At 74.6% G+C, this 18,979-nt stretch carries 18 protein-coding genes and 1 pseudogene; 8 read left to right on the top strand and 11 right to left on the bottom strand.

Annotation, left to right across the window (positions count from 1 at the left end; translation table 11 throughout):
* Positions 1-3: 3 nt before the first annotated feature.
* The 3 genes from EEW87_RS15445 to EEW87_RS15435 all read right to left on the bottom strand — a co-directional run bounded on the left by EEW87_RS15445 (position 4) and on the right by EEW87_RS15435 (position 4,448).
* Positions 4-1,545, bottom strand: a complete 1,542-nt coding sequence (locus EEW87_RS15445) for a class I SAM-dependent methyltransferase (RefSeq protein WP_318825922.1) — start codon at positions 1,543-1,545, stop codon at positions 4-6.
* Positions 1,546-1,614: 69 nt separating this feature from the next.
* Complete coding sequence (locus tag EEW87_RS15440; protein WP_123091337.1) at positions 1,615-4,017, bottom strand: sodium-translocating pyrophosphatase; 2,403 nt, start codon at positions 4,015-4,017, stop codon at positions 1,615-1,617.
* A gap of 77 nt (positions 4,018-4,094) precedes the next feature.
* A complete protein-coding gene (locus tag EEW87_RS15435) occupies positions 4,095-4,448 on the bottom strand; it encodes an STAS domain-containing protein (protein WP_068272960.1) in 354 nt (117 codons plus the stop codon).
* Positions 4,449-4,750: 302 nt separating this feature from the next.
* On the opposite strand from EEW87_RS15435, the gene EEW87_RS15430 reads away from it, so the two are divergent.
* The gene (locus EEW87_RS15430; protein ID WP_420810338.1) at positions 4,751-6,946 is read left to right on the top strand and encodes a DEAD/DEAH box helicase; all 2,196 of its coding nucleotides are present in this window, start codon (positions 4,751-4,753) and stop codon (positions 6,944-6,946) included.
* Positions 6,947-7,021: 75 nt separating this feature from the next.
* The gene (locus EEW87_RS15425; protein ID WP_123091338.1) at positions 7,022-7,471 is read left to right on the top strand and encodes a hypothetical protein; all 450 of its coding nucleotides are present in this window, start codon (positions 7,022-7,024) and stop codon (positions 7,469-7,471) included.
* Positions 7,472-7,490: 19 nt separating this feature from the next.
* Here EEW87_RS15425 and EEW87_RS15420 read toward each other — a convergent pair whose 3' ends face one another.
* The 8 genes from EEW87_RS15420 to EEW87_RS15385 all read right to left on the bottom strand — a co-directional run bounded on the left by EEW87_RS15420 (position 7,491) and on the right by EEW87_RS15385 (position 12,753).
* Positions 7,491-7,868 carry an Rv3654c family TadE-like protein gene (locus tag EEW87_RS15420; protein ID WP_123091339.1) on the bottom strand — a complete coding sequence of 126 codons (378 nt, stop codon included), beginning with the start codon at positions 7,866-7,868 and terminating at the stop codon, positions 7,491-7,493.
* Positions 7,868-8,251 (bottom strand): TadE family type IV pilus minor pilin, encoded by a 384-nt coding sequence (locus tag EEW87_RS15415; protein ID WP_123091340.1) that lies wholly within the window; start codon positions 8,249-8,251, stop codon positions 7,868-7,870. Before EEW87_RS15415 ends, EEW87_RS15420 begins: the two co-directional genes overlap by 1 nt.
* Entirely contained in the window at positions 8,220-8,411 is a 192-nt protein-coding gene (locus EEW87_RS15410; protein ID WP_068272951.1) for a DUF4244 domain-containing protein, read from the bottom strand. The genes EEW87_RS15415 and EEW87_RS15410 overlap by 32 nt, the downstream gene beginning before the upstream one ends.
* Before the next feature lie 244 nt (positions 8,412-8,655).
* Positions 8,656-9,192, bottom strand: coding sequence for a type II secretion system F family protein (locus EEW87_RS15405; RefSeq protein WP_163562483.1), 537 nt, complete (start codon positions 9,190-9,192; stop codon positions 8,656-8,658).
* The gene (locus EEW87_RS15400; protein WP_163562482.1) at positions 9,189-9,848 is read right to left on the bottom strand and encodes a type II secretion system F family protein; all 660 of its coding nucleotides are present in this window, start codon (positions 9,846-9,848) and stop codon (positions 9,189-9,191) included. The genes EEW87_RS15405 and EEW87_RS15400 overlap by 4 nt, the downstream gene beginning before the upstream one ends.
* Positions 9,845-10,903: a TadA family conjugal transfer-associated ATPase gene (locus EEW87_RS15395; protein ID WP_123091342.1), complete on the bottom strand. Its 1,059-nt coding sequence runs from the start codon at positions 10,901-10,903 to the stop codon at positions 9,845-9,847. The genes EEW87_RS15400 and EEW87_RS15395 overlap by 4 nt, the downstream gene beginning before the upstream one ends.
* Positions 10,882-11,589, bottom strand: coding sequence for a CpaE-like family protein (locus EEW87_RS15390; RefSeq protein ID WP_123091343.1), 708 nt, complete (start codon positions 11,587-11,589; stop codon positions 10,882-10,884). The genes EEW87_RS15395 and EEW87_RS15390 overlap by 22 nt, the downstream gene beginning before the upstream one ends.
* Positions 11,590-11,907: 318 nt before the next feature.
* On the bottom strand, positions 11,908-12,753 hold the full coding sequence (locus EEW87_RS15385; RefSeq protein WP_123091574.1) for a Fic family protein: 846 nt from the start codon (positions 12,751-12,753) through the stop codon (positions 11,908-11,910).
* Positions 12,754-12,795: 42 nt separating this feature from the next.
* Here EEW87_RS15385 and EEW87_RS15380 point away from each other — a divergent pair, with 42 nt between their 5' ends.
* The 6 genes and pseudogenes from EEW87_RS15380 to EEW87_RS15355 all read left to right on the top strand — a co-directional run bounded on the left by EEW87_RS15380 (position 12,796) and on the right by EEW87_RS15355 (position 18,916).
* On the top strand, positions 12,796-13,989 hold the full coding sequence (locus EEW87_RS15380) for a sensor histidine kinase (RefSeq protein ID WP_123091344.1): 1,194 nt from the start codon (positions 12,796-12,798) through the stop codon (positions 13,987-13,989).
* Positions 13,990-13,999: 10 nt separating this feature from the next.
* On the top strand, positions 14,000-14,758 hold the full coding sequence (locus EEW87_RS15375; protein WP_123091345.1) for a LytR/AlgR family response regulator transcription factor: 759 nt from the start codon (positions 14,000-14,002) through the stop codon (positions 14,756-14,758).
* Positions 14,755-15,126: a hypothetical protein gene (locus EEW87_RS15370; protein WP_192826138.1), complete on the top strand. Its 372-nt coding sequence runs from the start codon at positions 14,755-14,757 to the stop codon at positions 15,124-15,126. The genes EEW87_RS15375 and EEW87_RS15370 overlap by 4 nt, the downstream gene beginning before the upstream one ends.
* A 22-nt stretch (positions 15,127-15,148) precedes the next feature.
* Positions 15,149-16,681 carry a sodium/solute symporter gene (locus EEW87_RS15365; protein WP_318825920.1) on the top strand — a complete coding sequence of 511 codons (1,533 nt, stop codon included), beginning with the start codon at positions 15,149-15,151 and terminating at the stop codon, positions 16,679-16,681.
* A 172-nt stretch (positions 16,682-16,853) separates the two neighbouring features.
* A pseudogene (locus EEW87_RS15360) lies at positions 16,854-17,183 on the top strand (DUF485 domain-containing protein); the annotation flags it as partial.
* Between the two features lie 95 nt (positions 17,184-17,278).
* Entirely contained in the window at positions 17,279-18,916 is a 1,638-nt protein-coding gene (locus EEW87_RS15355; protein ID WP_123091577.1) for a solute symporter family protein, read from the top strand.
* The last annotated feature ends 63 nt before the right edge of the window (positions 18,917-18,979 follow it).

The raw sequence follows: 18,979 nt of genomic DNA, 5'->3' as shown, positions 1-18,979 counted from the left end.
CGGTCAGCGCACGAGCAGCCCGTCCGCCACCGCCTCGCGCACGAAGGGCACGACCTCCGCGCGCACCGCGTCGGGGTCGAGGTCGAGCAGCCCGGCGATCGCCCCCGCGGCGACCCCGGCGGTGAGCTCGCCGTCGCACACCGACACGAGCGCCGCTGTCACCGTGCTCAGCTGGATGACCCGCCCCAGACCGCCGCCCTGGCGCAGGACGATGACCGTCGGGTCCGCCTCGCCCGGCCGGGTGTGCCGCTCCTCGGTGACATCGGGCGGGCAGCTCCACGCGACGTCGAGGACGGCGGCGTCGTCGTGCTCGGCGAGCCAGGTCCGGGCCCGCATCCCGGCGAGCACCGACGCACCCATGGGCGTCGCGACGGGTCCGCGGTGGTCGACGAGGTCGCGGAAGGTCGGACGCTCCCCCACCGGCCGCTGGAGGGTGATGATGCCGAAGCCGACCCGCTCGACCCCCCGGGCCGCGAAGTCCTCCAGCCAGGCCAGGCTCATCCCTTCGTGCTCGGGCGTGCCCGCACGCTGCCCGCCGTCGCGCGACCACGTCGCGGCGTACTCGGCGGGGTCCTGCTCCTCGCGCTGGACGACCCAGGCGTCGACGGGATGACCGGCCGCCTCGGCGGCGTCGAGCCAGCCACCGACGACGTCGCGCCAGTCCTGCCCCTCGCGCACCTCCCAGTTGCCGAGCAGCTGGGCCAGGCCCCCCGGCTCGAGGTGCGCGCCGAGGTCGCGCACGAGCGAGGCGACGACCTCGTCGCCGACGGCCCCGCCGTCGCGGTACTCGTAGAGCGGCACGTCGGCACGTCGGGGGGTGATGACGAAGGGCGGGTTGCTCACGACGAGGTCGAAGCGCTCCCCCGCCACCGGCTCGAGCATCGAGCCCGCCCGCAGGTCGAGGTCGAGCCCGGCGAGCGCGGCGTTGACCGCGGCGTACCCGAGGGCCCGTTGCGACAGGTCGGTCGCGACGACCTCGTCCACGTGGGTCGACAGGTGGAGCGACTGCACGCCGCAGCCGGTGCCGAGGTCGAGGGCACGGCGCACCTCCGGCCGAGGGGTCCACGCGGCCAGGGTCGTCGACGCGCCACCGATGCCGAGGACGTGGTCGACGGGCAGCGAGGTCCCCAGCGCCGTCTCGCCGTGGTCGGACAGGACGTACCAGGTGCGGCTCTCGTCGCCGTAGGGGCGCACCTCGGCGGTCGAGCGCAGCGAGGTCCCGTCCTCCCGGGCCAGACCGAGCTCGACGAGACCGGCGGCGGTGAGGGTCGGCAGCAGCTCGTCGACCTCGGCGGGGTCGACCGGGTCGCCGAGGGTGAAGAGGCGCACGAAGGTTGCGAGCGAGCCGTCGACCTCGCGCAGCCGCCACCGGGCGGGCAGCGGGTCCTCGCGGTGCAGCGCGCCGGAGGCGACCGGCCCGAGCAGCTCCTCGAGGGCGTCGACGTCGACGCCCGCCTGGTCGAGGTCGGCGCGCAGCCGGCCGAGCAGCTCGAGGTCGAGGGCGGTCGCGGGGTGGTCGGGGGTCATCGGCGCGGCGGACGTCACGACGACCCAGCCTACGGGCGGGGCGGGCGCTCCCCCTTCGCCGCGGGACCGGGCGAAGGGGGGACCCGCTCAGGCCTGGGTGGGAGCGGCGTAGACCTCGCGGCCGTCGTCGTCCGGGGCGTCGTCGCCGGCGATGGCCAGGTCGCGCCGCTTTGTGATCATCAGCGCGACGACGATGATCGCCAGCGCGACCCCGGCGATGAGCAGGCGCGCCCACGTCATCGGCTCCTCGCGCACGGTGAGCACGACGATCGCGGGGGCGATGAGCACCGAGACGAGGTTCATCACCTTGATGAGGGGGTTGATCGCCGGTCCGGCGGTGTCCTTGAAGGGGTCGCCGACGGTGTCGCCGATGACGGCGGCCGCGTGGGCGTCAGAGCCCTTGCCGCCGTGGTGCCCGTCCTCGACGATCTTCTTCGCGTTGTCCCACGCCCCGCCGGAGTTGGCGAGGAAGACCGCCATGAGCGCGCCGCACGCGATGGCGCCGGCGAGGAAGCCGGCGAGCGCCCCGATGCCGAGGCCGAAGCCGACGACGACGGGGGTGAGGGCGGCGAGCAGGCCGGGGGTCGCGAGCTCGCGCAGCGAGTCCTTGGTGCAGATGTCGACGACCCGCGCGTACTCGGGCTTCTCCGTGCCCGCCATGATGCCGGGGTGCTCGCGGAACTGACGGCGCACCTCGAAGACGATGGCACCGGCGGCGCGGGTCACCGCGTTGATGGCCAGGCCGGAGAAGAGGAAGACGACCGCCGCGCCGAGGAGCAGCCCGACGAGCGTGTGGGGGCTGACGATCTCGGAGGCGGCACTGACGTTGAAGTCATCGATGCTCTGCTGGATGCCGGGGATGGCGCCGGCGTCGATGGACCCCTGGGAGATCTCGTCGCCGAGCGCGGTCGCGGTGGTCTCCAGCTGGGAGCTCCAGGCGTCGGTGTAGGAGCCGAAGAGCGCCGTGGCGGCGAAGACCGCGGTGGCGATGGCGATGCCCTTGGTGATCGCCTTCGTCGTGTTGCCGACGGCGTCGAGCTCGGTGAGCACCTGGGCGCCCTCCGCGTCGACGTCCCCCGACATCTCCGCGATGCCCTGGGCGTTGTCCGAGACCGGGCCGAAGGTGTCCATCGCGACGATCACGCCGACCGTCGTGAGGATGCCGCAGCCGGCGAGCGCGATGAAGAAGAGCGAGAGCGTCACCGACCCGCCGCCGAGGAGGAAGACGAGGTAGATGGCGATGGCCATCGTGGTGACCTTGTAGACCGCCGACTCGAGGCCGAGCCCGATGCCGGAGAGGACGACCGTCGCGGCGCCGGTGAGCGTCGTACGGGCGACGTCCTTCGTCGGACGCTTGTCGGTGCCGGTGTAGTAGCCGGTGAGCCACAGGATGACGGCGGCCAGGACGATGCCGAGGAGCACCGCGAGGAGCGCGGCGAGCCGGGGGTCTCCGGACATCGCGGCGATGTCCTGGTTGCGGCTCCCGAGCTCGGCGTAGCTGCTCGGCAGGTAGACGAAGGCGACGACCGCGGTGAGCACGGCGGAGATCGCGGCGGTGATGTAGAAGCTGCGGTTGATCGCCGCGAGGGCGTCGCCCCCGGGTGCCGCCCTGGTGATGAAGACGCCGAGCAGCGCGGTGAGGGCGCCGACGGCGGGGATGAGCAGCGGGAAGACGAGCCCGCTCTCGCCGAAGGCCGCCGAGCCGAGGATGAGGGCGGCGACGAGCATGACGGCGTAGGACTCGAAGAGATCCGCGGCCATGCCCGCGCAGTCGCCGACGTTGTCGCCCACGTTGTCGGCGATCGTCGCGGCGTTGCGCGGGTCGTCCTCGGGGATGCCGGCCTCGACCTTGCCGACGAGGTCGGCGCCGACGTCGGCGGCCTTGGTGAAGATGCCGCCACCGACGCGCATGAACATCGCGAGGAGCGCGGCGCCGAAGCCGAAGCCCTCGAGGACCTTCGGGGCGTCGCCCTGGTAGGCCATGACGACGACGGCCGCGCCGAGCAGGCCGAGCCCGACGGTGAACATGCCGACGACGCCGCCGGTGCGGAAGGCGATCCGCATGCCCTCGTCGCGCCCTGATGTCCGGGCGGCCTCGGCGACGCGGACGTTGGCCTTCACCGCCAGGGACATCCCGAGGTAGCCGATCGCGGCGGAGAAGCCGGCGCCGAGGAGGAAGAAGCCGGAGCGGCCCCAGCGCACCCCCGCGGAGTCCGCGGGCAGGGCGAGGAGGAGCACGAAGACGATGACGACGAAGACGCCGAGGGTGCGGAACTGCCGGCGCAGGTAGGCGTGGGCGCCCTCCTCGACGGCGGCGCCGATCTCGCGCATCCGCTCGGTGCCGGGGTCGGCGGCGAGCACCTGGGAGCGGAAGACCAGCCCCATCGCGATGCACACGACGCCGATGAGGGCGACGCCGGCGGTCAGGTAGAGGTTGCCGCTCGACAGGTCGAGCGTGTCAGCTGCTACGGCGTAGGGGTGGACCGCCATCCCATCCTCCTCGATGGTTCGCGCGCACGAGCGCCCACCGGCTGAGGTGGGCGAGTGGCCGTCACCCTACTCCGAGGTCACCCCGTCGTCTCGGCGGCGGCGCGAGCCGCGTCGGCGGGGTCGCGGTAGAGCACGAAGACCTTGTCGAGACCGGTGATCTCGAAGACCCGGCGCACCCGCTCGGCGGTCGCGGCGATGGTCAGCGTGCCGCCCTCGCGGCGCAGCGTCTTCAGCCGGCCGACGACGACGCCGAGACCGGTCGAGTCCATGAAGCTCACGCCGGTCATGTCGATGGCGACGCTGCGGCTGCCGCCGAGGATGACCTGCTGGACCGCGTCGCGCAGCTGGGACGCCGTGGACACGTCGATCTCGCCGGTGCAGTGCACGACGACCGCTCCATTGCTGTTGCTGGTGCTGATCGTCAGAGCCACTGGTACCGCCTCCTGGCCAGGGCGCCCGGGCGGGCGCCTCACGTACGGACGTCTGCGCAGGTCGCGCGGGGTGTCGGTCCCGCCCTGCTCGTCCGCGCTTACCGTAGACCACCGTGAGCGGCAGCACCGAGCCCAGAGCGCAGACGGGCGGCCCCTGTCCAGGGCGAAGGGGGACCGCGCCCGGTCCCGCCGACGCCGGCGCGGCCCGGGAGGACGGGCGTCTGCGCGCCCTGGAGAGCCGGCTGCCGGGACGGGTCCGCCATGCGGAGCACCTGCCGGCCCGGGCGGCCCAGCACGCACCGATGCCGGGGTGGGTCGCGCCGGCCGTGCGCGGGGCGCTCGCGGGCGCCGGGGTCGAGCAGCTGTGGTCGCACCAGGAGCAGGTCGCCCAGCTCGCGCACGCCGGTCACGACGTCGTCGTCTCGACGGGCACGGCCTCGGGCAAGTCGCTCGGCTACCTGCTGCCGGCGCTCACCGCCGCGATCGAGGGACCGCCGAGCGGGCGGCACTCGATCCGCGGGGGGACGACCCTCTACCTCGCGCCGACGAAGGCGCTCGCCGCCGACCAGCTGGCCCGGGTCGAGGCGATGGCGGTGCCCGGTGTGCGGGCGGCGACCTACGACGGCGACACCCCGACCGACGAGCGGCGCTGGATCAGGGAGCACGCCCAGGTCGTGCTCACCAACCCCGACCTCGTGCACCACTCGATGCTGCCCGGGCACCGCGGGTGGGCGCCCTTCTTCCGGTCCCTGTCCTACGTCGTCGTCGACGAGTGCCACGCCTACCGCGGGGTCTTCGGCACCCACGTCTCGCTCGTCCTGCGGCGCCTGCTGCGCGTGGCCGAGCGCTACGGGGCGCACCCGAGCGTCGTCCTCGCCTCGGCGACCGTCGCCGAGCCCGCCCGGCACGCGCACGCCCTCGTCGGGCGCGAGGTCGTCGCCGTGACCCACGACGGCTCCCCGCGCGCCGGCCGCACCTGCGTCCTGTGGGAGCCGCCGGAGCAGGCCGACGGGTCGCGCCGCTCGCTCACCGCGGAGGCGGCCGACGTCGTCGCGGCCCTCGTCGGCGACGACGTGCAGACCCTCGCCTTCGCCCGCTCGCGGGCCGGCGTGGAGTCGCTCGCCGCCCAGGTCACCGACCGTCTCGAGCTCGCCCGCCCCGATCTCGTCGGGCGGGTGGCGGCCTACCGCGGCGGGTACCTGCCGGAGGAGCGCCGCGAGCTCGAGCAGCGGATGCGCTCGCGCGACCTCATGGCGGTCGCCGCGACGAACGCGCTGGAGCTCGGCGTCGACATCACCGGCCTCGACGCCGTCGTCGTCGCCGGCTGGCCCGGGCGCCGGGCCTCGTGGTGGCAGCAGGCCGGACGAGCGGGGCGCGACGGGGGCGGCGCCGGACGCGACGCGCTCGTCGTCTCGGTCGCCGCCGACGACCCCCTCGACAGCTGGGTGCTCCAGCACCCCGAGTACGTCTTCGGCGACCCGGTCGAGGCGATCGTCATGGACCCGGGCAACGTCCACGTGCTCGCGCCGCACGTGGCCGCGGCCGCCGCCGAGGTGCCGGTCACCCTCGAGGACGAGCGGTGGTTCGGGCCCGGTCTCGCGGGCGTGCTCGAGGTGCTCACGGACCGCAAGGTGCTCCGCCGCAGACCCGCGGGATGGTTCTGGGCCCGGGAGGACCGCCCGGGCGACCACCTCTCGCTGCGCGGTGCCGGCCCGGTGGTCAGCGTCGTCGAGGGGCGCACGGGCCGGGTCGTCGGCACGGTGGACGCGGCCGCCGCGCACACCTCCGTGCACACCGGCGCGGTCCACGTGCACCAGGGTCAGACCTACGTCGTCACCGACCTCGACCTCGACGGGTCGACCGCCACGGTGGTGCGCGGCGACCCCGGGTGGTCGACGACGGCGCAGTCCCGCTCCTCCTTCGACATCGTCCGCGAGGAGTCCTCGGCGACCTTCGGCCGTATGCGGCTGTGCCGCGGGGTCGTGCGGGTGCGCCGCCAGGTGACCTCCTTCGTGCGCCGGCTCCCGAGCGGCGAGATCATCGGCACCCACCAGCTCGAGCTGCCCGAGCAGGTCCTCACGACACGTGGCGTGTGGTGGACGATGAGGCCCGACCTGCTGACCGAGGCCGGGGTCGACGAGGCCGACGTGCCCGGGGCGGCCCACGCGGCGGAGCACGCCGCCATCGCGACCCTGCCCCTGCTCGCGACGTGCGACCGGTGGGACATCGGCGGGGTCTCGACCGACGTCCACCCCGACACGGGGCTGCCGACGGTGCTCGTCTACGACGGGTACCCCGGCGGCGCGGGCTTCGCGCACCGGGCGCACGACATGGCGCCGACGTGGTGGCGCACCACCCTCGAGCTGGTGCGTGACTGCCCCTGCGAGCGGGGCTGCCCGCGGTGCGTGCAGTCGCCCAAGTGCGGCAACGGCAACGAGCCCCTGGACAAGGATGCTGCGGTCGCGCTCCTGGGCGCGATCCTTGCCGAGCGGGGCTAGTGTGCTCGACGCACCGCCCGCACGACGGCCCCCGGTCCCGGGAGGCCGACGCCTCCCCCGAACGGAGCTCTCGTCATGGTCGTCCTGGGTCTGATCATCCTCGTCGTCGCGATCCTCGTCGGTGTCGTCCTCGTCATGGGCACGGGCTCGCCCGACGTCGCCGGCCAGAAGGTCGACATATCGCTGCTCGACACCGTCACCGTCTCGCTCAACCCGCTCGCGCTCGTCGTCGCCGGCATGGCCGTGATGTTCCTCGCCTGGCTCGGTCTGGTCCTCATGCGCTCGGCCCTCGCCCGCAAGGCGCGGCTGCGGCGCGAGCGCAAGGACCTCGAGCGCGAGGCCCAGCAGCGTCGCGCCGAGGACGAGGCCGCCCGGGTGCGCGAGCGCGAGGAGCTCGACCGTCAGCACGAGCGCGAGCTGCACGACCAGCACCTGGCGACCGAGACGGCGCGCGAGCGTGCCACGGTCGCCGAGGAGGACGCCCGCCGCGGCCGTCCCGACGGCGGTCTCCCGCCCCGCGCCTGAGCCCGGGCGCACGACGTCGTCACCGCTGCCCCGGCGCCGGACCGGCACGGGCCCGCCCCGGCATCGCGCGGGGCGTGATCCCCGCGACGTGGACAGGGACGGCGACGACGACGTCGACGTCCGCCACACCGTCGGGCCCCACCACGCACGACCGCAACCTCGCGCCGTTGGCACGCGCAAGGTCTTCGGCCACCCCGCAGGCTGCTGCCGGCGACGCCCCGTCGACCGCCTCGCCCGCGGCCGCGAGCGCGCTGAGGTCGGCCGCCCCCCGCGAGCGGTGGGCCGCGGAGAGCGCGCCTGACAGCACGAGGGTCGCGGTGAGCACGACGAGCACCGCGGCGACCACGCCGAGGACGAGGACGCTCCCCGATCCCCGCTCGCCCGCACCGCCCCGCATCAGGTGACCTCCTCGACCCGCGCCGTCGACGAGCACCGCGGTCCCGACCCCACCCCGATGCCACGCAGGGCGGACGGCGCCGGGACGCTCACGGCGACGACGACCCGGTCGCCCGACCGGCTGGCTGTGACGCTCGACCCTGGCGGCAGCGCGCGTCGGGCGTCTGAGATCGCCCGCTGCTCGCTCTCGCCGCGCGCGAGCTCGCGCGCGCCGACGCGGGCTGCGTCCTGGCAGCGCACCGAGTCGGCGCCGAGGGCGATGCCGGACAGCGCGAGCGAGAGGACGAGGACGACGGCCGGGACGGCGACCGCGATCTCCGCGGTGACCGTCCCGGCGGCGCCCCGCCACCGCTCAGCGCAGGCCCAGCGCCTCGGTGATGACACCGGCGAGCCCGGACTTCACCGCGCCAGACTTCACCACGGCGAGCAGGACGAGGGCGAAGGTCACCGCCGCCAGGGTCCCCACCGCGTACTCCGCGGTGGTCATGCCGGCCTCGCAGGCCAGCCGTCCGCGCCGCACGGCGCGGGTCAGTGTCGCTCTCATGTCTCCTCCATCGGGTCGCGCGGCACCTGGTGCGCCGCGGCACCTCCAGCGAAGTCGGTGAGCCACGGCGAAGCCGCCCCCGTCGCGCTCCTGTGGACCGGGGCCCGCGCCGAGCACGGGGTGTGGACGGCGCACCCCGGTGCCGGCACCCGGTCGAGGTGATCGGGCGTGCCCTGGCTCCCCCGGGCACCCCGAACCGCGCGAGACCTGCGGACGACCCGCGAGGCGAGGGGTGGGCGCCGGCTCAGCGCAGGCTCTGCCCGAGCAGGACGAGGAGCATCGGCACGACGGCCATGGCGACGAAGGCGGGCAGGAAGAACAGCCCGAGCGGCACGACGAGCAGCACGCCGGCGCGCGCAGCCGCGGCCTCGAGCCGGCGGGCCTCGCCCTCTCGGATCCGCGCCGCCGCCCCGGCGAGCACCTCGCTCGCGGGGGCCCCGCACTCCGAGGAGACGACGAGCGCCGTGGCGACCGGGGCCCAGCCCGGGCTCGCGTAGGACCATGCGGCGCGCATCTCGCGCCCCCACCTCAGCGCGGCGCCCACCCGTCTGAGGTCGAGCGCCACGGCCGGTTCGCTGACGTCGGCGACGGCGTCGAGCGCCTCGGTGATGCCGCGGCCGGCGACGAGCGAGAGCGCGAGGAGGTCGGTCGCGTCGGCGACCTGGGAGAGCAGGGGCGACGGGGCGTCGTCACCCGGGCGAAGGGGTCCGGGCGCGGCCCGCGCCCGGGGCGGCCACACGAGGGCCGCGGCGAGCACGAGGGCCACGAGCGCGGGTGTCACGCCGGTCTCGGTCTCGTCGCGCGACGCAGGACGGCCCGGCTCGTGGCCCAGCCGAGCACGGTGAGCACCACGCCGGTCGCGAGGCTGACGAGGGCCGCGGGCGAGCCGAGAAGCGCCGCCGGCGAGACGCCGAGGGCCAGCCCCGCCAGCAGGCCGACGACGGGCAGCAGGGTGAGCAGCCCCATCGTCGCCCGGGCACCGGCGCTCGCGGCGTCGAGCCGGCGCCGGGCCGACAGGGCCGCTCGTGCCGAGCACGCCGCCTGCTCCAGCGCAGGGGCGAGCGGCACGCCGCACCGCTGGCTCAGCCGCCAGGCCGAGGCGCACGGTGCCAGCGCCGGGTGCTCACCGGCCCACCTCACCCACGTCTGCTCGCCGGTCCGGCCCGCGGCCAGCTCACGGCCCAGCTCGTCGAGCAGGACCCGAGCGGCGTCCGGGACGTCCGGGGCGACGACCTCGACGACCCGGGCGGGCGCTCCCCCGCTGCGCAGGCCCATCGCGAGGAGCTCGGCGAGCGCTGCGGCCTCCTCGAGGCCGAGCTCGTCGCGTCGGCGCACCCGCCGCAGGCCCGCCGCCGACCACGTCCGCCCGCCCGGCGTCGCCCGGCCCGGCCAGGTCAGCGCCGCGAGGACGAGCAGGACGACGACGGCCGGGGTCATCGGCCGACGAGGTCGCCCATGGCGACCACCTCCTCGACCCGGCGCCCCCGCGGGCCCCGGCGCAGGTGGACGACGAGGTCGACGGCGAGGGCGACCTGGGCGCGGGTCACCTCGGGTGCCATGCCGGCGAGGGTCCCGAGCGCCTCGAGACGGGCGGGCACGTCGGCCGCGGCGTTCGCGTGGACGGTCCCGCAGCCGCCCTCGTGGCCCGTGTTGAGCGCCATGAGGAGCTCGCGCACCTCGGGGCCACGCACCTCGCCGACGACGAGCCGGTCGGGCCGCATCCGCAGCGCCTGGCGCACGAGCTCGTCGAGACTGACCCGCCCCACGCCCTCGGTGTTGGCGCTGCGCGACTGCAGCCGGACCGTGTGCGGGTGATCGACGCTCATCTCCGCGACGTCCTCGACGAGCAGGATCCGCTCCTCGGCGGGCACGCAGGCGAGCATCGCGGCGAGCAGGGTGGTCTTGCCGGTGCCGGTGCCCCCGCTGACGACGACCGAGCGACGCTGCGCGACGGCCTGGCGCAGCCGCTCGGCGGTCTCGTCGTCGAGCATGCCGGTGCCGACGAGGTCGTCGAGGTCGCGGTGGCGGTGGCGCGGGATGCGCAGGCTGACGTGGGCTCCCCCGTCGACGAGCGGCGGGAGCACGGCGTGCAGGCGGGACCCGTCGGGCAGCAGGCCGTCGACCCACGGCTGGGCGTCGTCGAGACGTCGGCCGGCCAGCCCGGCGAGACGGGTCGCCAGGCGCCGTACGTCGACGGGGTCGCCGACGACCACCGGGGCGCGCTCCACCCCTTCGCCGCGGTCGACCCAGACCTGCCCGTCGCCGTTGACGAGGACGTCGGTCACCGAGGGATCGGCGACCACGGGCTCGAGCGGGCCGAGACCCACGAGGGCCGAGCGCAGCTCGTGCTCGCGACGCCGCACGCCCCGGTCGCCCAGGCGCACCGACTCCGCGCGCGCGACCTGCCCGATCGTCGGGACGCTCGGCGTCGCCCCGCGCCGGATGAGCTCGTCGGGCGCGCCCGACCCGCTCAGCCCGCCCGGCGCAGCCATCGCAGCTCTCCGCTCCCGTCCGCCCCGGGCACGACCTCGCCGATCTCGCGGGCGACCCGTCCGAGCGGACCGCGGGCCCGCGGGGGGCAGCCGGCACCCTCGTCGCGCGGCACGCCCGGGTGGTCCTCGAGGTGGTCGAGCCAGGGCGCCTGCAGGTGCCCTGCGACCTCCTGCCCCGCCGGCTCTGCGCGGCGCGAGCCTCGGGTGACGAGATGGGCGTCGAGGCCGTGCTCGCGCAGCGACCCGACGACGGCCGCAGCGTCACGCACCTGTCGCGGGCGCAGGCCGCAGAGCACCACGGCGACGTCCGCGAGGGCGAGCCACGGCTCGGCCCGGTGGACGGCCGCGGGCAGGTCGACGACGACGGGGGCCGCCTGGCGCAGGGCGGCGAGCGCGCACCGCACCGCGTCCGGCCCCACCCGGCCCGGGCCGGCCGCCGAGAGCACGGGTGGCCTGGAGCCGGGCAGGTGACGCACGAGCCGGGCGGGGTCGACGTCACCGTCGAGACCGGCGAGATCGGGCCAGCGCAGCCCGGGCTCGTCCTCCAGCACGAGGGTCGAGTCGGCGCCAGACCCGTCGAGCAGCCCGTCGACGAGCGTGCCGTCGAGGTGCTCGGCGAGGACCGCCGCGAGCGTCGAGGCGCCCAGACCGCCCGAGGCGCCGATGAGCAGCAGGACGGGATGCATGCCCGACACGCTCCCCCGGCCGCCGCAGGCCCCGCGCGCCCGCCGCCGAGCCTGTGGACGGCGGACACGGCGCCGTCGCCCCTGTGGACGAGCCGGTCGAAGACGCGGCACGTCGGCAGGGGGCAGACATAGCGGTGGCCCCGGTCGGGGGGGATCGACCGGGGCCACCTCACGCGCCAGACCCCGGGGGGAGGGAGCTCTGGTGCGCTCGCCGCTGCGACCTCCGAGGAGGGAGCGACGTCATCGACTCTACATTCGCAGAAGGATCCGCATCAGAGAGGGGCACAATCCGTTTGTAAGGCTTTGGTAAAGCCGCTGTCACACAAGGCGACCCGCGCGCACGGAGTCCGCGACCCGGGCCCCCTCCTGGGCGGCCTCGACCATCGAGTCGCCGCAGTGGCGCAGCCACAGGCGCACCCCGTCGCTGCCGCCCTGGGCGTAGCCGGTGAGCGAACCCAGGTAGGCCGGCCCGCCCTGCGAGCCGTGACCGGCCTCGGGCACGGCGACCCCCGTCGGGTCGAGCCCGGTGGCCCGCACGAGCACCCGCTCGACGGCGCGGGCGACGAGGGCGTTGCCGACGACGAAGGGGCGGATCGTCGCGATCTCGGCATGGACCACCGCGGCGACGACGAGCGCGGGCGCCTGGTCGGCGCTGCTCATGAGCTCGACGACGCCCGCCAGGCGCACCCTTAGCTCCTCCCCCTGGGGGGCGGGGCCGAGATCGACGAGCTCGTCGCAGCCCTCGTCGGCGCGCCGCGGCCGGCCGAGCTGCTCGCGGTCCGTCACGAGCTCGGCGGCGGCGACGGTGTGCAGACGGGCCAGCACCTGACCGGGCGCGGAGAGGGCGAGCGAGCCGAGGTGCTCGGTCTCCGCGGTCGCGGCCATGGCGCCGTGGATGACGCGCTCGGCGGGGTCGGGGTGCGGGGAGCGCTCCCGGGCACCGCGCATGAGGTCGCGCACGATCGTGGCGCTGGACCGCGCCCCGTCGAGCTCGGCGCTCGCCCAGGCACCGCGCACCCGCGACTCGGCGGCGGCCTCCGGGGTGCGACGGCGCAGGCCCTCGTGCCAGCGCAGCGCGGTGCACGCCTCGCGGGCGCGCTCGCTGGCCGCCGCGACGTCCTCGAGCTCGGCGAGACGATGCAGGGCAGAGACGATCTCGGGCACGACGCACACCCTACGGTGGGCTCGCCCGTAGGCTGTCCGCCCATGACGGGGCTCGACCTGCCGACGGCGCTCGTGGTGGCCGCGGCGGCCGCCGCGCTCGTCGCGCTCGTCACGCTGTACCGCGCCCGCTCGAAGCCCCGCGGCTTCATCTCCGTCGGCGACCAGGCCACGTACGAGACCCTCCACACCGCCTCGTTGGCCGCTCGTCATCTCGCCGACGGCCTCACCGACGACGGCTGCACCCGGGCCGCGCCCTTCCTCCGCGCGCTCATGGCCACCCCTGCCCTGGCGATCTGCGACCGGACCTCCGTCATCGTCTGGGAGGGCGAGGGCCGTCATCACCTGCCCGCCGTCGTCGACCAGGCCGCGGCAGCCCTGTCCGGGCGCACCGTCGTCCTCGGGCCCGACGAGGTGACGTGCACCTCGACCGAGTGCCCGGTCCGGGCCGCCGTCATCGCCCCCATCCAGCTCGACACCGGCGTCGTCGGAGCCCTCGCGGTGTACGCGCCCCGCACCTCCGCGGGGCTGACGCGCGCGGTCGAGGAGCTCGCCGGGTGGGTCGCGACGCAGGTCGAGCTCGCCGAGCTCTCCTTCGAGCGCACGCGGGCGATGGAGGCCGAGCTGCGTGCGCTGCGTGCCCAGATCAGCCCGCACTTCATCTACAACTCCCTGGCCGCCATCGCCTCCTTCGTGCGCACCGACCCCGCCCGGGCACGCGAGCTGCTCCTCGAGTTCGCCGACTTCACCCGCTACGCGCTGCGTCGTGGTGGCGCGTACACGACCCTGCAGGAGGAGCTGCGCAACGTCGAGCGCTATCTCGTCCTCGAGCAGGCACGCTTCGGCGAGCGCCTGGGGATCACCCTTCGCGTCGCCCCCGAGGTGCTCCCGGTCCAGCTGCCCTACCTCGCGATCCAGCCGCTCGTCGAGAACGCCGTCCGGCACGGCCTGGCCGCCAAGGACGGGCCCGGCACGGTGACCCTGTCGGTCGCCGACCTCGGCTCCGAGGCCGAGATCAGCGTCGAGGACGACGGGGTCGGGGCGGACCCGTCAGCCATCCGCAAGATCCTCGACGGGCAGAGCCGCAGCGACTCCGTGGGCCTGGGCAACGTCGACGCCCGGCTGCGCCAGGTCTACGGCGAGGGCTACGGGCTCGTCGTCGAGACGGCCCCCGGTGCCGGCATGCGCGTGTCCTTCCGGGTGCCGAAGTTCTCCCCGGCCGTCACCGGCTCGTCCTAGGGTGACACCCATGGCCGGAGGGAGCGAAGCACCTGGCGACGGCCTCGTCGTCCTCGTCGTCGACGACGAGGCGCCTGCTCGCGGCGAGCTCGCGTGGGTCCTCGACCAGGACCCACGGGTGTCCCGTGTGCTCGCAGCCCCCAGCGGCACCGCCGCGCTGGCGGCTCTCGAGCACGAGAGCATCGACGTCGTCTTCAGCGACATCTCCATGCCCGGGCTCGACGGCATGCAGCTCGCGCGGGTCATCAAGCGCTTCGCCGACCCGCCCGCCGTCGTCTTCGTCACCGCCCACGACGCGCACGCGGTGGACGCCTTCGACCTCGACGCCGTCGACTACGTCATGAAGCCGGTGCGCCAGGAGCGGATCGGCGAGGCCGTGCGCCGCTGCCTCGTGAGCATCGAGCGGGCCGACCGCACGGGCGAGGACGACGACGAGACGATCCCCGTCGAGCTCGGCGGGGTCACCCGCTTCGTCTCCCGGGCCGACATCCGCTACGTCCAGGCTCACGGCGACTACGCGCGGCTGCACACGGCGACCGGCTCGCATCTCGTGCGCGTGCCGCTCGCCTCGCTCGAGGAGCGCTGGTCCGAGGCCGGCTTCGTGCGCATCCACCGCAGCACGATCGTCTCGACCCGCCACGTGACCCAGGTGCGCATGGACCAGGGCCGGTGCACCGTCGTCGTCGACGGCGACGTCGAGCTGCAGGTCTCACGACGTCATACCCGCGCCCTGCGCTCGACCTTGCTGCGCCTCGGCGAGCGACCGTGACCCATCCTCCTCAACGGGTCCGGGTCACCCGGACCCGGACGGGTACCACCCGACCGCGCCGGCCCTCCCTCCACGAGGAGATCGGGCAGCAGAGCCCGCTCGGCGCCGCCTACCTCGACTCCCTCGTGCGCGCGCAGCTGCGCCTGGCCCTCACCGTCGTCGCCAGCCTCGCGCTCGTCCTCGGCCTGCTGCCGGCTCTCTTCGCCCTCGTGCCCGCGGTGCGCGGTGCCCAGGTCGCCGGTCTGCCGCTGCCGTGGCTCGTCCTCGGCCTGCTCGTCTACCCCGCGGCGGTGCTCTCGGCGCGCCAGTACACGCGGGCCGCGGAGCGGATCGAGGCGCAGTTCGCCGACGTCGTCGCCGACCGGTGAGCGGGGGCGACGGGGTGGTGCGGTGCGCCTGACCGAGGTGGCGACGGGGGCGAGCCTGCCCAGCGTCGGCGCCATCGTCCTCGTGTGCGTCGCGACGCTGACGCTGGGCGTCCTCGGCATGCGCCTGGCCCGCGGCACGAGCGACTTCTACGTCGCGGGGCGGGCGGTGAGCCCGTGGCGCAACGCGAGCGCGATCGGCGGCGAGTACCTCTCGGCCGCGAGCTACCTGGGGGTCGCCGGTCTCGTCTACACCCAGGGCGCCGACATGCTGTGGCTCCCGGTCGGCTACACCATCGGCTACCTCGTCCTCCTCGTCCTCGTCGCGGCCCCCCTCCGCCGGTCGGGCGCCTACACGCTGCCCGACTTCGCCGAGGTCCGGCTGCGCTCCCAGCCCGTGCGCCTGCTGAGCGCCGGTCTCGTCGTCGGCATCGGCTGGCTCTACCTCCTGCCGCAGATGCAGGGGGCCGGGCTCGCGCTGCAGCACGTGAGCGGGCTGCCGACGTGGGTCGGCGGGGTCGTCGTCGCCGCCGTCATCACCGCGGGCGTCGTCGGCGGCGGCATGCGCTCGATCACCCTCGTCCAGGCCTTCCAGTACTGGATCAAGCTCTCGGCGATCGCCGTGCCCGCCTTCGTCCTCGTCTTCGTCTGGCTGCGCGACGGCGCCCCCTCCCCCGTGGCGGACGACCACTGGTGGGAGCCGCTCACCGGCCCGCGCGAGGACCACCGGCTCTACACGACGTACAGCACCCTGCTCGCCCTGTGCCTGGGCACGATGGGTCTGCCCCACATCGTCGTGCGCTTCTACACCAACCCCGACGGCCGGGCCGCCCGCCGCACGACCGTGGCCGTGCTCGCCCTGCTCGGCCTCTTCTACGTCTTCCCCCCGGTCTACGGCGTGCTCGGCCGCGTGTACCTGCCGGCCGGCGGGGTGCGCGCGGACGAGGTCGTCCTCGGCCTGCCGCAGGCCGTCGTCCCCGGGCTGAGCGCCGACGTGCTCACCGCGATGCTCGCCGGCGGGGCCTTCGCAGCCTTCCTCTCCACCGCATCGGGGCTCGCCCTGTCCGTCGCCGGCGCCCTCGACCAGGACGTCCTGCGCCGCGTCGTGCTGCGGCGCACCGCCGGCGACGCGCACCCCGTCCAGACCTTCCGCGTCGCCGCGGTCGTCGGCGTCCTCGTGCCGCTCGTCATCAGCCAGCTCGTCGACCCGGTCGGCATCTCGCTCGCCGTCGGCCACGCCTTCGCCATCGCCGCCTCGACCTTCGCGCCGCTCGTCATCCTCGGCGTGTGGTGGCGCCGGCTCACCCCGCCCGGCGCGGCGGCCGGCATCCTCGTCGGCGGCGTCTGCTCGATCGGCGCGGCGAGCCTGAACATCCTCGGCGGCGGCACGAGCGGCTGGTCCGCCCCCCTGCTCGAGGCGCCCGCGGCGTGGTCGGCGCCGCTGGCGGTCGTCGTCATGATCGGCGTCTCGCTGGCCACACCACGCTCGGTGCCGGCCGCGACCGCGTCGGTCATGGCCCGGCTGCACACCCCCGAGGCCGTGCTCCCCGACCGCTGAGCGCGTCGGACCGACCGCTCGTCGCCGACCCACCAGCCGTACGGCGTGCGGCGGCGCCCACCGGGCGCGCCACGCGCCACAGCAGGAGACACGGACCTGCCCTCGCCGTCAGGGTGAGCCCAGCCGCGCACGCCGATGTGCGCGCGTCACCCACACCCGGAGGTGATCCCCCATGAGCAACGAGGCTCATGATCTCGGCGAGCGCTACATCGCCGTCCAGGAGTCGAAGGAGTTCGCCGACCTGCGGCGCAGCTTCCGAGGCTTCGTCTTCCCCGTCACCGCGTTCTTCATCACGTGGTACTTCGCCTACGTGCTCCTGTCGATCTTCGCCCCGGGCTTCATGGGCACGAAGGTCGCCGGCAACGTGACGATCGGCCTGATCTTCGGCCTGCTCCAGTTCGTCACGACCTTCGCGATCACCTTCGCGTACGCCCGCTGGGCCAACCGCACCTTCGACCCGAAGGCCGACGCCGTCGGCGCGATGATGGAGCAGGGCGCGAGCCGCGACTTCGAGGGCTCGGGCGACTGGGCCCCGGGTGACGTCGAGCGCGCGCTCGAGGCCGAGCGCCTCGACGACAAGGACCGCAGGTGAGCACCGTGATCGCACTGACCCCCGTCGCCGCCACCTCGGTCGGCAACCCGACCCTCAACATCTCGATCTTCGCCGTCTTCGTCCTCGTGACGCTGACCATCGTCATCAAGGTCGCCGGCGGCAAGAAGACCGCCGGGCAGATGTACACCGGCGGCGCGTCCTTCTCGGGTCGCCAGAACGGCATCGCCATCGCCGGCGACTACCTCTCGGCGGCGTCCTTCCTCGGCATCGCCGGCGCCATCGCGCTGCAGGGCTACGACGGCTTCCTGTACTCCATCGGCTTCCTCGTCGCCTGGCTCGTCGCGCTGCTGCTCGTCGCCGAGCTCATGCGCAACACCGGACGCTTCACCATGGCCGACGTCCTGTCCTACCGCCTGCGCCAACGCCCCATCCGGGTCGCCGCCGCCACCTCGGTGCTCGCGGTCTCCTTCTTCTACCTCCTCGCGCAGATGGCCGGCGCCGGTGGCCTCGTCTCGCTGCTCCTCGGCGTCGACGGCGCGGCCGCGCAGAACATCGTCATCGCCGTCGTCGGCGTCGTGATGATCGCCTACGTGATGATCGGCGGCATGAAGGGCACCACCTGGGTGCAGATCATCAAGGCCGTCCTGCTCATCACCGCGACGGCGATCATGACCGTCTGGGTGCTCGGCAAGTTCGGCTTCAACCTCTCCTCGCTCATGCAGCAGGCCGTCGACCGCAACCCCGCGGCCGGCGAGAAGCTCCTCACCCCGGGGCTGAAGTACGGCGTCAACACGACGACGAAGATCGACTTCATCTCGCTCTCGCTCGCCCTCGTGCTCGGCACCGCCGGTCTGCCGCACGTCCTCCAGCGCTTCTACACCGTCCCGACGAGCCGCCAGGCCCGCAAGTCCGTCGAGTGGGCCATCTGGCTCATCGGCGGCTTCTACCTGCTGACGCTCGTCATCGGCTACGGCGCCGGCGCCCTCGTCGGCCCGGAGGAGATCGCCAACGCCCCGGGCAAGGCCAACGCGGCGGCACCGCTGCTCGCCAACGCCCTCGGCGGATCGGTCCTGCTCGGCATCGTCTCGGGCATCGCCTTCGCGACGATCCTCGCGGTGGTCGCCGGTCTGACGATCACGACGAGCGCGACCTTCGCCCACGACCTGTACAACCAGGTCTTCAAGAACGGCAAGGCCACCTCCGAGCAGGAGGTCAAGGTGGCGCGCTACGCGGCCCTCGGCGGCGGCATCATCGCGATCCTCGGCGGCATGCTCGCCAAGGACCAGAACGTCGCCTTCCTCGTGGCGCTGGCCTTCGCCGTCGCCGCGAGCGCGAACCTCCCGACCATCCTCTACAGCCTCTTCTGGCGACGCTTCAACACCCGCGGCGCGCTGTGGTCGATGTACGGCGGTCTCATCTCCGCGATCGGCCTGATCGTCTTCAGCCCGGTCGTCTCCGGCAAGCCGGTCGACCCGCTGACGGGCAAGAGCCCGTCGATGCTCCAGGGCGTCGACTTCCACCTCTTCCCGCTCGACAACCCGGGCCTCGTCTCCATCCCGCTGGGGTTCTTCCTCGGCTGGCTGGGCACGGTGACGAGCCGCGAGTTCAACCGCGCGAAGTACGCCGAGATGGAGGTGCGCAGCCTCACCGGTCACGGCGTGGCCGAGGCGATCGAGCACTGATCGTCCCTGATCGGACGGGCGAAGGGGGAGGCCACGGCCTCCCCCTTCGTCGTGCCCGCGGCA

The sequence above is a fragment of the Janibacter melonis genome, from assembly GCF_003721155.3.
In the GTDB taxonomy this organism is placed as follows: Bacteria; Actinomycetota; Actinomycetes; order Actinomycetales; family Dermatophilaceae; genus Marihabitans; species Marihabitans melonis.
This window is presented reverse-complemented; position numbering and strand designations above follow the sequence as displayed.

What these genes read in the sequence shown, in the direction of transcription:
- EEW87_RS15375 (WP_123091345.1), top strand. Translation starts at nt 14,000, where the DNA reads ATGGCCGGAGGGAGCGAAGCACCTGGCGACGGCCTCGTCGTCCTCGTC.
- EEW87_RS15390 (WP_123091343.1), bottom strand. Translation starts at nt 11,589, where the DNA reads ATGCATCCCGTCCTGCTGCTCATCGGCGCCTCGGGCGGTCTGGGCGCC.
- EEW87_RS15420 (WP_123091339.1), bottom strand. Translation starts at nt 7,868, where the DNA reads ATGCGGGGCGGTGCGGGCGAGCGGGGATCGGGGAGCGTCCTCGTCCTC.
- EEW87_RS15380 (WP_123091344.1), top strand. Translation starts at nt 12,796, where the DNA reads ATGACGGGGCTCGACCTGCCGACGGCGCTCGTGGTGGCCGCGGCGGCC.
- EEW87_RS15400 (WP_163562482.1), bottom strand. Translation starts at nt 9,848, where the DNA reads ATGACCCCGGCCGTCGTCGTCCTGCTCGTCCTCGCGGCGCTGACCTGG.
- EEW87_RS15425 (WP_123091338.1), top strand. Translation starts at nt 7,022, where the DNA reads ATGGTCGTCCTGGGTCTGATCATCCTCGTCGTCGCGATCCTCGTCGGT.
- EEW87_RS15410 (WP_068272951.1), bottom strand. Translation starts at nt 8,411, where the DNA reads ATGAGAGCGACACTGACCCGCGCCGTGCGGCGCGGACGGCTGGCCTGC.
- EEW87_RS15440 (WP_123091337.1), bottom strand. Translation starts at nt 4,017, where the DNA reads ATGGCGGTCCACCCCTACGCCGTAGCAGCTGACACGCTCGACCTGTCG.
- EEW87_RS15430 (WP_420810338.1), top strand. Translation starts at nt 4,751, where the DNA reads ATGCCGGGGTGGGTCGCGCCGGCCGTGCGCGGGGCGCTCGCGGGCGCC.
- EEW87_RS15395 (WP_123091342.1), bottom strand. Translation starts at nt 10,903, where the DNA reads ATGGCTGCGCCGGGCGGGCTGAGCGGGTCGGGCGCGCCCGACGAGCTC.